General features: G+C 59.3%; 11 protein-coding genes. 3 read left to right on the top strand and 8 right to left on the bottom strand.

What is annotated here, in order from left to right:
* Positions 1-24: 24 nt before the first annotated feature.
* The 8 genes from murA to ACEW8N_RS12810 all read right to left on the bottom strand — a co-directional run bounded on the left by murA (position 25) and on the right by ACEW8N_RS12810 (position 9,380).
* On the bottom strand, positions 25-1,272 hold the full coding sequence (gene murA / locus ACEW8N_RS12775) for a UDP-N-acetylglucosamine 1-carboxyvinyltransferase (RefSeq protein ID WP_373500215.1): 1,248 nt from the start codon (positions 1,270-1,272) through the stop codon (positions 25-27).
* Positions 1,273-1,542: 270 nt separating this feature from the next.
* Positions 1,543-1,716, bottom strand: coding sequence for a hypothetical protein (locus ACEW8N_RS12780; protein ID WP_373500216.1), 174 nt, complete (start codon positions 1,714-1,716; stop codon positions 1,543-1,545).
* 17 nt (positions 1,717-1,733) lie between these two features.
* Positions 1,734-2,966 carry a menaquinone reductase integral membrane subunit QrcD gene (gene qrcD / locus ACEW8N_RS12785; protein ID WP_373500217.1) on the bottom strand — a complete coding sequence of 411 codons (1,233 nt, stop codon included), beginning with the start codon at positions 2,964-2,966 and terminating at the stop codon, positions 1,734-1,736.
* Between the two features lie 68 nt (positions 2,967-3,034).
* Positions 3,035-3,853 (bottom strand): menaquinone reductase iron-sulfur cluster-binding subunit QrcC, encoded by an 819-nt coding sequence (qrcC, locus tag ACEW8N_RS12790; protein ID WP_373500218.1) that lies wholly within the window; start codon positions 3,851-3,853, stop codon positions 3,035-3,037.
* A gap of 91 nt (positions 3,854-3,944) precedes the next feature.
* Positions 3,945-6,206, bottom strand: a complete 2,262-nt coding sequence (qrcB, locus tag ACEW8N_RS12795; RefSeq protein WP_373500219.1) for a menaquinone reductase molybdopterin-binding-like subunit QrcB — start codon at positions 6,204-6,206, stop codon at positions 3,945-3,947.
* 23 nt (positions 6,207-6,229) lie between these two features.
* Complete coding sequence (qrcA, locus tag ACEW8N_RS12800) at positions 6,230-6,877, bottom strand: menaquinone reductase multiheme cytochrome c subunit QrcA (RefSeq protein WP_373500220.1); 648 nt, start codon at positions 6,875-6,877, stop codon at positions 6,230-6,232.
* 130 nt (positions 6,878-7,007) lie between these two features.
* Entirely contained in the window at positions 7,008-7,847 is an 840-nt protein-coding gene (gene ccsB, locus ACEW8N_RS12805) for a c-type cytochrome biogenesis protein CcsB (protein WP_373500221.1), read from the bottom strand.
* 123 nt (positions 7,848-7,970) lie between these two features.
* Positions 7,971-9,380, bottom strand: coding sequence for a cytochrome c biogenesis protein ResB (locus tag ACEW8N_RS12810; protein ID WP_373500222.1), 1,410 nt, complete (start codon positions 9,378-9,380; stop codon positions 7,971-7,973).
* A gap of 194 nt (positions 9,381-9,574) precedes the next feature.
* Between ACEW8N_RS12810 and ACEW8N_RS12815 the strand changes: the two genes are divergently transcribed.
* The 3 genes from ACEW8N_RS12815 to ACEW8N_RS12825 are packed head-to-tail and all read left to right on the top strand — an operon-like array spanning position 9,575 to position 13,267.
* Complete coding sequence (locus ACEW8N_RS12815; RefSeq protein WP_373500223.1) at positions 9,575-10,510, top strand: ABC transporter ATP-binding protein; 936 nt, start codon at positions 9,575-9,577, stop codon at positions 10,508-10,510.
* A 42-nt stretch (positions 10,511-10,552) separates the two neighbouring features.
* The gene (locus ACEW8N_RS12820) at positions 10,553-11,302 is read left to right on the top strand and encodes an ABC transporter permease (RefSeq protein WP_373500224.1); all 750 of its coding nucleotides are present in this window, start codon (positions 10,553-10,555) and stop codon (positions 11,300-11,302) included.
* 39 nt (positions 11,303-11,341) lie between these two features.
* Positions 11,342-13,267 carry a Gldg family protein gene (locus tag ACEW8N_RS12825; protein ID WP_373500225.1) on the top strand — a complete coding sequence of 642 codons (1,926 nt, stop codon included), beginning with the start codon at positions 11,342-11,344 and terminating at the stop codon, positions 13,265-13,267.
* Positions 13,268-13,273: the final 6 nt, after the last annotated feature.

Below are 13,273 nucleotides of genomic sequence, written 5' to 3' on the forward strand. Positions count from 1 at the left end.
CTCGTTCACCGGGTCCGCAGGGGGTTATTCCCGACGGATGGCCGCACCGAGGCCCGCCATCTTCTTCTCGATGGCTTCGTATCCGCGGTCCAGGTGATAAACCCGGTTGATGACCGTGGTGCCCTCCGCCACCAGCCCGGCCAGGATCAGCGAGGCGGATGCCCGGAGGTCGGTAGCCATGACCGGCGCGCCCGACAGCCTGGGCACGCCCTTGACCATGGCCGAATTGCCGGACACCGTGATGTCCGCACCCAGGCGGCGCAGCTCACTGACATGGATATATCGGTTTTCAAATATGGTTTCGGTGAAGAGGCTCAATCCCCTCGCCACCGACATGAGCACCATGAACTGGGCCTGCATGTCGGTGGGAAAGCCGGGATACGGCAGGGTTTTGATGTCGACGCTGGCGATTTCCTCCGGGCCTTTCACCCGAACGGACCGGCCGTGGATCGTCACCTCGGCCCCGACCTGGGCCAGCTTGTCGATCACGGCCCGGAGATGCTCCGGTTCGCATTGATGGAGGGTCACATCCCCGCGGGTCAGGGCCGCCGCCGCCATGAAGGTCCCTGCCTCGATGCGGTCGGGGATCACGGTCACCTCGACGGGGTTCAGGCCGGCGACGCCGTTGATGGTGATGACCGACGACCCCGCACCCTCGATGTCCGCCCCCATGCGGCTGAGGACATCGGCAAGAGCGATGATTTCAGGCTCCCGGGCCACATTCCGGAGCACCGTCGTCCCCTTGGCCAGGACGGCCGCCATCATCAGGTTTTCCGTCCCGGTCACCGTCGGCATGTCAAAATAGATGTCATCCCCCACCAGTCGGTCCGCCGATGCCTCCACATAGCCGTGTTCGAGCGTGATGGAAGCCCCCAGCTTCGCCAAGCCCTTGAGGTGGAGGTTGATGGGCCGCGCGCCGATGGCGCAGCCTCCGGGCAGGGACACCCGGGCCTTTCCGACCCGGGCCAGGAGCGGCCCCAGGACCAGAATGGAGGCCCGCATCTTCCGAACCAGGTCATAAGGCGCCTCGGATTTGCACAAACCGGCGGCTTTGATATGGACAGTGCTTCCCTCGGTGTCAACATCCGCGCACAGGTAGGCGAGCAGCTCCTTGATGCTTTCCACATCCTTCAGGTTCGGGACATTATGATAGGTGTTGCGGCCCTCGGTCAGCAGGGAGGTTGTCAGGATGGGCAGCGCGGCATTCTTTGCGCCGCTGATCGCGACCTCCCCTTTCAAGGCGCGCCCGCCCTCTACGATGATCTTATCCATGATGCTTGATCACTTTCTATGAGACTGCCAGGTAATGATGCCGGTCTGGGCCGCGCCTCGCCGGCGGACTCCCCATCCGCCCTCCTCGCGCCGCCTTCCCGGCGTCTGTATCGGCAATCTGTTCCATCCGGATCCGGATAAACAAAGAAGCGCTCCTCCACTGGAATTCTCCGGAGTGAGCGCTTCCTGCTATGCTATCGTTTATTCAGCTTCGGCGTGTTGACGGAGGCCGTGGATCCCGTGTGCCGGACAACTGTTCCTGCGCTTCCGTCAATTATGATCGTCGTGGCCGTGGCCTGCGCCTTTTCCCTGGGCCGTTTCAATGGCGGCTTTGAGAATGCAGTAGGTCAGGCCCATTCCAATGATCGCCAGCGCATACCAGAGGCCGCCCATGAATACGACATGGCCTCCGTCCCAAATCCACTCAAAAAATCCTGGAAACATACCTTCCTCCTATCAGGTCAGGAATTCAACTCTTTTTCCTGGGGAAAGACCGGCAGGTAACGATATGAAAGCGCCACCAGAATCACGCCGTAGGCAACCGGGAGAATCGTTGTGGCCACTTCCTGCCAGCTCGGATAGTACATGGCCCACGTATCGAAGGGCATGACCGGGACCGCCATCACCTGAAGCACCATCACCCAGCGGTTGACGCTGACACCGATGCAGCCGCAGATAATCGCCGTGACGAGAAGGAAAGAGCTTTTTCGGCCCTTTTCCGTGATCAGAATCAGGGCGGGGACGATACCGCCGATCACGATCTCGAGTACCAGGATCCAGATGCCGTAAAACGGGTTGTTGGAGTAGAAATCCATCAAGGTCTGGCCGGCCTGCGGAGCGGTCACGGTCGCCCAGTAATAGGTATCGGCGATCTTGGCGATGATGTAGGTGAAAATCATCCAGCCGGAGATCTTTGCCAGCAGCTCCACGCACTTGTCTCCCACCAGCTTCTTCCCCGTCACCTTCTCGATCAGCTTGGTGAGGCTGAGGGTGAAGCACGGGCCGTAGGCCGCCGCAGACCAGGTGAAGAGGAAGAATGTCCACGGCCAGATGAATGCGCCCTCGCGGACTGCGAAAGGACGGCCGAAAAGAACGCCTGCCACGCCGCCCAGGGAGCCCTGGTGGAAGAAAGAGAGAAAGGCGCCCGTGGCCGCGAACACCGCCATGATCTCGTGCATGTTGTGGGCCAGGTTGTGGAAGAACGGCACCTTGTTGAGCTGGCGGTTTTCAAGGACCAGGGGCAGGTATTCAATGCTCAGCACGGCGAAATAACAGCTCAGGCAGAAGGCCACTTCCGTCAGCATGGAATGGACGTTGGCATGCCAGAAGATGAACCATCCCCGGAGGGGCTGCCCGATATCGATGGCCAGGATCAGAAGGGCCGAACTGTAGCAGATGAAGCCGATGAGGACCGCGTAGTTGATGATATTCTTCAGTTCATCCTTGCCGACGATGTACTTCAGGAATCCGGTGAAGAATGCGCCGCCGCCCAGGGCTATCACTGCAAGATCGGCCCAGATCCAGAGGGCGAACCCGTAATAATCGTTCATGTTGGTCTGGTTCAGACCCTTCAGCCAGCACAGCAGCATGGCATACACGCCCCATAGAAGGACAGCGCCCACTATCCCGATAAACAAGGAAAATTTCCCCAAAGAACAGCGCTTGACGCCATGGGGGATTAACGCAGAATCCATAAGCTGTACTCCTCATTATGTGCAGTTTCTGTTTTCATTGCTCACCTCGGAAAACCCGATACGGACGACTAGTGCTTCGGGCCGACCTTGCCTTCGCCCTTCAGATAATTATCGCCGTTCTTCCTTACCCATTCGCGGCTCGAAAGGTAATAGACCTTGGGGTTGGTCCCGAGCCGTTCCAGGAGGCGGAAGGTATTGGGCGCAGTGGGACGACCGCTGTGCGCGTTGTCCGGCTTGACCATCTGATACACCTTGTGGTCGGGGTTGTTGAGATCCCCGAAGACGATGGCGCCCGCCGGGCATGCCTGGGTGCAGGAGGTCTGATATTCTTCCTCTGTGATCTCCCGGCGACCCTCCAGATGGGCTTTATCCATGGCGCGCTGGTACCGATGGAAACAGAAACTGCATTTTTCCACGACACCCCGCACGCGGACCGAAACATCGGGGCTCAGCATCTCTTCCATCCCCGCGGGCCAGACCGGATCCCACCAGTTGAAGTAGCGGGCGTGATACGGGCAGGCTCCCATGCAGTACCGGCATCCGAAACAGCGGGTATAGATCTGGCTGACGATGCCGGTGTCGGTGCTGTAGTCTGTTGCCGTGGCAGGGCAGACGGAGACGCACGGAGAATGTCCGTTGTGGCCCTCGCAGTGCATGCAGGGCCGCGGCAGGTAGCAGGTATCGCCTTCGGGAAACGGCTTTCCGTTGGTCAGCTTATACACCTTCATCCAGGTAATGCTGTCCCGCTTGTTCGTCTCGTCCTTCTTGAACGGCACGTTGTTTTCCGCCATGCATGCCACCATGCAGGAGCCGCACCCGGTGCACTTGTCCAGGTCTATGACCATTCCGTATTTCTTCGGTTGAGTATGTCCTTGTGATTTATTCATCAGAACCTCATCATCAGATTTCATTTATCAGGTACCGGACCCGCCGCCAAAGGCCGTCTGCCGTTCGGGGGCAGGGCGCCGATATCTGACCTCAGGCGATGGTCAAATTAGCCCTGATCCCCCATGCCGCATCCAAGCCGGAAACGGGGTCCTCCACCGGGCCGATAAGATCGTTTACATTGATCCCCTTGCCGCCGACGTACGATTCGATCTCCGCATGCCCCAGCCCCCGCGGCATGGCCACCACGCCGGGGACGATGCCTTCGGACAGGTGCACCCGGACCTTCACCGTGCCTTTGGGCGTCGTGAGATTGGCATAGACGCCCTCCTCGAGGCCGCATTTTCCACCGGTTTTGGTGTTCACCTCGACAAAGATATCTGTCCCCAGAAGGACGGTGTCATCCACGGTCTTGAGCACGAAGGGGGTGGTGGCAGTGGCGCCCCCGGCCAGACGGATGGCATCGTAGGGGATGAGCGCCAGCGGAAATTCGTCCGGCTTGCCTTCGATATGAACCACGGCATCTTCACCGCCCTCGATGGCACAGGCATCGGACATGAACGCGAACTTTCCGGAAGGCGTCTTGAAGGAGGCATCCCAGCCTTCGGGCTTGTATTCGGGATTGTGGATGAAACCGTTCTCAAGGAGCGGCTGCCAGTTGGCGCCCATGGTCTGCTCGAGGCATTCCTGATAGCTCTCCCAGGGGAAGGCATCGGCCACCGGGCCGCCCACCGCCTTGGCGATCATGAGAAGGGCGTCCCCGGTATGGCGGGTATTGCGCCGCGGCTGGACCACGGGCCGGCAGAGCCCGATGAGGGGCGTGTTCATCCCGGCCAGGACAGGAAAATCTTCATACCGCTCGAGATGGCCGTGGTTCGGCAGGATCAGGTCGGCCATCAAGGCTGTTTCATCCATGTGCGACGCGAAGCTGACGATGAAGGGTATCTTGGAAAGAACCGCTTTGGCGGCGCGGGCGTCCGGCAGGGTGTAGCAGGGATTGGCGCCTGAAACGAACAGGACTTCAACGGGAGATGCTTCGGCCTCGTTGATAACCGCGGGAAGGCGCGTCAGGATATATTTGGCGTGGGGATAACGCTCGCTGCCCGCCCCGTCGATTCGCGCGGCCGCCAGCCCCTTTTCGGCAATGCCGTCCAGCTTGGGTTCGGGCCATTTGACGTAATCGGGAAGCGGAACAGCCCATACCCCGCCTTTTTGATTGATGTTTCCCACAAGGGCATTCAGGGCGTGCACCGCCATGACCTCGTGGAGCGCACCGGGGGACAGCCCCTGGCCGCGGCCGCAGAGCGCCAGGGGATGCGATGCCTTGGCGAAGGCGGTGGCGATCTCGACGATGACGTCCGGATCGACCCTGGTGATGCCCGCAACCGCGTTCGGCGCGTAATGCTTCAGGACGATGGACTTGAATCCGTCGTGTTTCTTGCCGTCCTTTCCGACCCAATCTTCAAATCCGAACCCATAGCTGTCAGTGAAGTTTTTCTTGTAGAGGCCCTCTTTGATGATGACATGTGCGATCCCCAGCGCCAGGACGGCTTCTGTGCCGGCCTCGACGGGAATCCACTGATCCGCCTTGGCAGCGGAATTGGAGAGGCGGGCTTCCGCCTGAACGACCTTGGCCTTCTTGTCGAGCCAGAGCCCCTTGGCCTTGAACATGCGGACGGAGGATCCCCAGCCGTCCAGGATGCCGCTGCCCAGGCTGAGAATATAATCCGCGTTTTCGAGGTCGAATCCGACCGACGCATCGACCCCCTGCATGAGCTTCAGCGCAAGTTCATAGGTGTCTTCGAAACTGGGGGACCGCATAAAATTGGGGGAGCCATGGGCTTTCATCAACCGTTTGAACAGCTCGGGGACGGTTCCGTGATCCCTGTCCGTGATGCAGGCGAGGGCATCGGGCCGCCCTTTCTCCCTCAGGGTGCCGATCTTCTCTGCGATCTCTGCAACCGCAGCGTCCCATGATATTTTCTGCCATTTCCCTTCGCCCCGTTCGCCGACGCGCTTGAGCGGCGACCGAACCGCCGTGGGGCCGTAAAGGAGCTGGAGGCCCGAGAGGCAGTGGATGCATGCCTTTCCGTCGTTTCCGGGATACCCCTTCATGCCCTCAATCTTCACCGCCCGGTCCTCGACCTTCCGAACGGAGATGCCGCAGCCGCCCGCACAAAGGGTGCTGACCGAATTGACAATATTCACTTCACCGCGTTTTGGCACCGGCGTCCAGGGCCACATCTGCGTCCAGATCGAAAGATCATCCGTCAGTTTCCAGGGCAATGGCGACAGCGCCGTTCCGGCGGCGGCACCAATCCCAAGAGACAAGAAACTTCTTCTGTCTATTTTCATAGAGTTACCCCTTAAACCTGAATTTATTGGTGACACACAAAGCAGGCGCCTTTTTCGGTTTGAACGCTATTCTGCTGAACGCCGAGCTTGACATGGCACTCGGAGCAGTCATCCATCTTCATCCGGTCCCAGGTGTTCTTCTTGAATCCAGCGATGTTTTTGCCCCAGATATCCCGGCTGTATCCCGTGATGCGGTTTTCCTCGTACACCTTCAGGCTGGTTGACGTTCCGATATCGCCGTGGCAGGTTTTACAGTCCATTCCTGCGGATTTGACGTGGGCCGCATGGGAGAAGAAGACACAGTCAGGCTGCCTGGAATACACCAGCCAGGGGACCTCTCTGCCTGGCGTGACGTAGTCGTTGACAAAAGTGGCTTCGTCTTCGGTTTCCCCCTGAACCGTTTCGTGGCATTCGACGCACTGCGCGAGTTTCGGGACGCCGGCATAGCTGCCGTCTTCCCTGAAAAAGTGGCAGCTTTCACATCCTTCGCCCACCAGTTCGTTGTGCTGCTTGTGGTTGAAGTCAAAAGGCTGGTGTTTCTGGGAGTAAAGAAGTTTCGGGAAAATGACCCATCCGACAATCAGGCTTGCGACTAGTCCGACAATAAAAAAAAGAAGCGCGAACCCGCCCCCGTCGGAAACCGCTTGTGCTTTTTCCTTTAATTCACTCATGAACACTCCATCACGCTGTGGTTAACGATTCAACAACAACCTTACATTCAGGCCCCCCTGACAAAAGACACAAAATGGAAAGAATCCCAGAGCCTCTCTACCCATTGAGGACATTTTTGTCAAGGAGAAATCATGGTGAACCGTAGCTGTGAAGGCCCGGCAGAAGGTTTACGCCGAAATAGGTGAACAGAACCGCCGTGAATCCTACAATCGAGACAAAGGCGATCTTCCGGCCCCGCCATCCGCGCATGAGGCGGGCATGCAGGAGCGTGGCATAGATGAACCAGGTGATGAGCGACCATGTCTCTTTGGGGTCCCATCCCCAGTACCGTCCCCAGGCGGAATTGGCCCAGACGGCACCCGTGATGATGCCGATGGTAAGGAAGAGAAATCCGAACTGGACCATCTTGTGGGTCATATCGTCCATGACGCCGAGTTCGGGGAAGCGGGCGAGAAAGGAATCCGGTGATACGGCGGGCCTTTCCCTGAAAACGTACATCAGGCTGATGCCGAAGGCGATGGCAAAACCCGCGTATCCCAGAAAGCAGGTGACGACGTGGGCGATGAGCCAATTGCTTTTCAGGGCGGGGATGAGCGGCTGAATCCGGTCGCTGATGTTGGGTGACAGCGATGCGTACGCCATAGCCAGGAAGGCAAGGGGCATCACAAACGCCCCGACGATGCGGTTCTTGTATCGGTATTCCATGAACAGGTAGATGGCTGCGATGGCCCAGGCAAAAAAAACCAAAGATTCGTAGAGGTTCGACAGGGGGGCGTGCCCATAGCCAAGTTCGTAGGACTCCACCCACCGGAGCCCCACGCCCAGAATGTTTCCGACGATTCCGACGACCGCCGTCCAGGTCGCCAGCCTTCCGGAGACATCTTTCTTGAAAATCAGGAACACGATATACAGCAGGGCCGAAAGGCCGTACACGAACGTCGTGATTGACAGGATGTTTGAACTGTTCATAACGCTATCCTTACCGCCCCGATCGGGGCGTCATCATGGTTGCATTTCCCGCCGGGCGACCGGCGGCACATCAACATTGACGAGACCATCAATATTACATCATTGCATCAAGACGCGCCGTGATCATCGGCCGCCGCCAAGGCCGGCAAGCCGCCGGGCGACCTGCCGGACCGTCTCTTCCATGCCGGACCGGTTCCTGCCGGATGCGCCGTAAACGGTCACCGTCGTCTGCCGCCCCCTGCCCGCGACCTCGATGCAGAGCCGCTGATGGGACATGAAAAAGGTGACGATGCATCCCAGGATCATCAGCACAAAGCCGAGGTAGACCACCGGAACCCCGGGATCGCTGGTGACCTGAAGGCCGGTGTAATAGCGCTCCTCCGCGGCTTCCGTCACCGCCATGACGAACCGGGCCCCTTTCCGCATCTTGTCGAAACGGGAAAACCGCACCGGGAGCTTGATCTCGGTCTTCTCGCCATCGGGCGATACCAGTTCTCCCACGAGGGTCTCCCCCAGGTCCCGCTGCCCCATGAACAGGTAGGACGAGAGCATCTCCCTGGGCGTGAAGGTGCCGCCCCCCTCGGGCATCGCCAGGGGCTTCCCCAGAAAAACCTTCTCCTTGTACACCATGCCTGAAACGCTGCTGGTGAGGGAGAGTTCGATGCCCTTTTCGGCCTTTGCCTTCAGATCGCCCGGCATCTTGCCGTAGCTGGACTGGAAGATATTGATCCCTTGATATCTCAGGGGATCGTTGACGATGATCTCCTTCTTGAGGACCTCCTTGCCGTCTTCCAGAATGACCAGGCTCGAACGGAACTCCTTCGGAGCGCCCGTGTCGTAGAAGGAGACCTCGAAATCGTCGCAGCGGATGGCGAAATCGAGGGGCTTGTCCGCGGCGCCGCTTCTGAGATTCACTGCCTGAACGGTCTCGCCCTCCGGGATGGTGACAAAGCCGTCAAATCCGAAAATGGACCCGATGAGGCCGCCGATGAGCAGGCAGACCACGCTGAGATGGACGATGTAGACCCCCAGCCGCGTCCAACGCCCTTTTTCGGCGAAAATGCAGAATCCCGTGTCGGTCGTCTCGGTGCGGCTGTAAGTAAAGGACCGCGACATGGCTGCGGCATACCCATCTTTGAACTGATCGGGCGCGCCGTCCACGTCGAACGCCTCCCGGTTCGGGAGGCTTTGAAAGGCGGAGAGCCGGAAGGCGGGGGTTTTCACGAAGATCGTCTTCCACAGGGATGACAGGCGGTCGATGGAGCAGGCGACGATGTTGGCGGTCAGCAGCAGGAGAAGCGTCTGGAACCACCAGGAGCGGTACATGTCGAAAATGTCGAGCACGTAAAACACCCGGTAGAGCAACTCCCCGTATGCCCGGATGTAATCCTGCGGGTCGGCGTTCTGGGGCACCAGGGTCCCGATGATGGATGTCCCGGCAAGGGTCAACAGCACCGCCACCGTCAGTCGGATCGATATAAAAAACCGCCAGATGCGGTTGGATGCGCGATGGGCGTCGTCTTCGGTTTTCATTCACATTCCTTTCTTCACAAAAAATTAAACGCGTATCCATAACAAAACCGGGAGACAGAATCAACATCAATGAAAATAATTGCCAAATCTTGACAATTATGAAAACATTTGCATTATTATACTGCTTTTTCCGCAGGACGGCCGGCCGCAGGGTCGCCATGTGTCAACCCATACAGCAGGGAGTTTCAGCGCGAATGATCGAGGTGAAAAATCTGAGCAAATTCTTCGGACCCATCCCGGCGGTGAACCGCATCTCTTTCAGGGTTCAAAAAGGGGAAATACTGGGTTTCCTCGGCCCTAACGGCGCGGGAAAATCGACCAGCATGCGGATGATCACCGGATTCGTTCCGCCTTCCGAAGGCACCGCCGTCATCGGCGGGCACGACATCCAGACGGCGCCCGTCGCCGCCAGAAAAAAGATCGGCTACCTCCCGGAAAACGCGCCGGTCTACCCCGACATGACCGTATTCGGTTACCTCGATTTCTGCGCGCAGATCCGCGGATTCTCCGGGGCCGAAAGGAAACAGCGGGTCTGGGAGACCATCGAGAAGTGCTTCCTCACCGGCGTCGAGCACCAGACCGTCAGCACGCTGTCCAAAGGCTTCAAGCAGCGGGTCTGCTTCGCCCAGAGCATCCTCCATGACCCGGAATACCTGATCCTGGACGAACCCACCGACGGCCTGGATCCGAACCAGAAGCACGAGGTCCGCCTCATGATCCGCAGGATGAGCCCCGAAAAGGCCATTGTCCTGTCCACCCACATCCTGGATGAGGTGGATGCCATATGCAGCCGGGCCATCATCATCGCAAAAGGCGTCATCGTCGCGGACGATACCCCGGATAACCTGAGGGCGAAATCCCCGGTTCACGGCACCGTCTCCATCACCCTCGGCCCGGCCGATCCCGAAGCGCTTGTTGCCTGCGCTTCGGCCCTTCCAGGCATCAAAAACGTCACGATCATCGAAACCTCCGAGGCCGGCCTGAAAGCCCGAATCTTTCCCCGGGATTCCGATCCGCTCTTGACGGAACAGCTCGTGTCGGCCCTGTCCAGGAACCACTTCGATGTAAAATCCCTGTTCGTCGAACAGGGACGGCTCGACGAGGTCTTCCGGGACATCACCACCCCTTAGCGGCCGGCCCCGAACCCAAAATCAACCCCATCAGGTGCAACAATGAAATTCCAAGAGATTATCACCCATGTTTCCGCGATCTTCAAACGAGAGATCATGGCCTATTTCGGATCTCCGGTCGCATACGTCTTCATCGCCATCTTTCTGCTCCTCATCGGTTTTTTCACCTTCAACATCAGCAACTTCTTTGAAATGGGCCAGGCGGACCTCAGGGCCTTTTTCGAGTGGCATCCCTGGCTCTATATGTTTCTGGTGCCGGCGGTGGCCATGCGCCTCTGGGCCGAGGAGCTGCGCATGGGCACCATCGAGCTGGTGCTCACCTTGCCCATCACCCCGCAGGAGATCATCCTGGGCAAGTTCCTGGCGGCCTGGGCCTTCATCGGCGTCGCCCTCGCCCTCACCTTCCCCATGGTCATCACGGTTTTTTATCTGGGCGATCCCGATCTGGGGCCCATCATCAGCGGCTACATCGGCAGCTTCCTCATGGCCGGCGCCTTTCTGAGCGTGGGAAGCATGACCTCCGCCATGACCCGAAGCCAGGTGATCAGCTTCATCCTCGCGGTGGTCATCTGCCTCTTCTTCATTCTGGCCGGGTTCCCCCCCGTCACCGCCGTTCTGGCCGACTGGGCGCCGAGGTGGGTGATCGGGATCGTCTCCAGCCTCAGCTTTCTGTCCCACTTCGTTTCGATGCAACGGGGCGTCCTGGACCTCAGGGACATTCTCTATTTCTGCTCCGTCATCTGTTTCATGCTGTTTGCAAACGGCATCATCCTGCAACAAAAAAGAGCCTAGCGGGCAAAGCGCCGCATCGAATATGGGAGGCCAAGCATCATGACCCAACATCAACCTTCGTCCGGACGTGCCGGCAAATCCTTTTTTTCCGTGGGGGGGCTCCTCCTGGTGCTCATCATCCTGGTGCTCGTCAACGTGATTTTTTCCAGGGTGAACGTGAGATGGGACGCCACAAGGGACAAGCTCTACTCCCTGTCGGCGGGCACCCGGGAGATCCTGGCCAACCTCAAGCACGATACCGCGATCAAGCTCTTCTATACCCGCGACGACACCCGCACCCCGGTGCACATCAAAAACTACGCCAGACGCATGATGGATTTTCTGTCGGAATATGAAAAGTACGGCGCAGGCAGGCTCGCCATCGAGTACATCGATCCCGAGCCCGACTCCGAAGCGGAGGAGGAGGCCGCGAGGTACGGCATCAGCGGCGTCGACCTGCCCACGGGGGAGCGGATCTATTTCGGCCTGGCTGCCGTGGCCGCCGACCAGGAGGCGGCGATCCCCATGCTCGACCCGAACCGGGAAGAGCAGTTGGAGTACGACATCACCCGGACCATCGCTGCCGTTCAGTCGCCCGAAAAGCAGACCATCGGGATCATCACCTCCCTGTCGGTGTTCGGCATGCCCATGATGAACCTCCAGCAGGACGGCGGCATGGAGCCGTGGATGTTCGTCAGCGAACTCAGAAAGAACTTCGAGGTCCGGGAAATCAGCCCGACGGGGGACAAGATCGACGACAGCGTCGATCTCCTCATGATCATTCACCCCAAAGACCTGAATCCCGGCCTTCAGTATGCCGTCGATCAGTACGTCATGAAGGGGAAGAACCTCATGGTATTCGCCGATCCCTTTTCCGTGAGCGATCCCCCCCAATCCCCGGACAAAGCCTCATCGACCATGGAGACCCTGTTCAAGGCGTGGGGGATTGAGATGGACCTCGGCAAGGCGGTGACGGACTTCGACTTCGTCACCCGGCTGAGGGGCCAGGACAACCAGGTGGAGAGCAATCCCCTCTGGCTGTCTATCCCGTCCCAGTCCCTCAACCGGGAGAATATCATCACCGCCCAGCTGGAAAGCCTCCTGCTACCGGTGGCCGGAGCCGTCGCCAAGGCGCCGGGCAGCCCCCACGCCTACGAGACGCTGGTCCAATCCAGCGCCAATGCCGCCCTGTCCGACACGATGATGGTCCGCTTCGGCGCCGAGGGCCTGCGCCGGGACTTCAAGCCGGCCGGAAAGCCCTTCGACCTGGCGGCCCAGATCACCGGCACCTTCAAGAGCGCCTTTCCCGAAGGGAAGCCTGACACCGCCGGAGAGATCCCTGCGAACGGCACGGCCGGGAAGCCCTTCGAACGCCCCGGCCACCTCAAGGAAGGCAGCGGCCCCGCCGCCATCGTGATCGTCGGCGACGCGGACCTGCTCTTCGACAGCTATTACGTCAGCCATCAGAACTTCCTGGGCTTCAAGATCTCCCAGATGTTCAACGACAACCTCAATTTTGTCCTCAACAGCGACGAGATGCTCATCGGCAGCCGGGCCCTCATCGACATCCGCTCCCGGGGAAAATTCGAGCGCCCCTTCACACGGGTCCAGGAGCTGGAAAAGGCCGCCCAGGCCCGGTGGCTGGTCAGGGAGCAGGAGCTGATGGGCAAGGTCGAGGAAACCAACCAGAAGCTCGCCCAGATCGAACAGCAGAAAGACGCCTCCCAGCGGCTCATCGTCAGCGAGGCCCAGGAAGCCGAGATCCGGAAATTTCAGGAGGAGCGGCGGCGGATCAACCAGGAGCTGAAGACGGTCCGGCGCAACCTTAGGGCCGACATCGAATCCCTGGGCAACACCGTGAAATTCATCAATACCTTTCTGATGGTCTTCGTCGTGGCCGGGGCGGGGATCGTCTACGGCCTGAGGCTCCGGCGCATGAGCCGCCGCCAGGCCCCGAACCCATCGGAAAACAGGGACAGCGAATAGCCGTTT

The sequence above is a fragment of the Desulfococcus sp. genome (genome assembly GCF_041737845.1).
In the GTDB taxonomy this organism is placed as follows: domain Bacteria; phylum Desulfobacterota; class Desulfobacteria; order Desulfobacterales; family Desulfococcaceae; genus Desulfococcus.

Coding starts and splice junctions, on each gene's coding strand:
- murA (WP_373500215.1), bottom strand. CDS start 1,272: ATGGATAAGATCATCGTAGAGGGCGGGCGCGCCTTGAAAGGGGAGGTC.
- ACEW8N_RS12780 (WP_373500216.1), bottom strand. CDS start 1,716: ATGTTTCCAGGATTTTTTGAGTGGATTTGGGACGGAGGCCATGTCGTA.
- qrcD (WP_373500217.1), bottom strand. CDS start 2,966: ATGGATTCTGCGTTAATCCCCCATGGCGTCAAGCGCTGTTCTTTGGGG.
- qrcC (WP_373500218.1), bottom strand. CDS start 3,853: ATGAATAAATCACAAGGACATACTCAACCGAAGAAATACGGAATGGTC.
- qrcB (WP_373500219.1), bottom strand. CDS start 6,206: ATGAAAATAGACAGAAGAAGTTTCTTGTCTCTTGGGATTGGTGCCGCC.
- qrcA (WP_373500220.1), bottom strand. CDS start 6,877: ATGAGTGAATTAAAGGAAAAAGCACAAGCGGTTTCCGACGGGGGCGGG.
- ccsB (WP_373500221.1), bottom strand. CDS start 7,847: ATGAACAGTTCAAACATCCTGTCAATCACGACGTTCGTGTACGGCCTT.
- ACEW8N_RS12810 (WP_373500222.1), bottom strand. CDS start 9,380: ATGAAAACCGAAGACGACGCCCATCGCGCATCCAACCGCATCTGGCGG.
- ACEW8N_RS12815 (WP_373500223.1), top strand. CDS start 9,575: ATGATCGAGGTGAAAAATCTGAGCAAATTCTTCGGACCCATCCCGGCG.
- ACEW8N_RS12820 (WP_373500224.1), top strand. CDS start 10,553: ATGAAATTCCAAGAGATTATCACCCATGTTTCCGCGATCTTCAAACGA.
- ACEW8N_RS12825 (WP_373500225.1), top strand. CDS start 11,342: ATGACCCAACATCAACCTTCGTCCGGACGTGCCGGCAAATCCTTTTTT.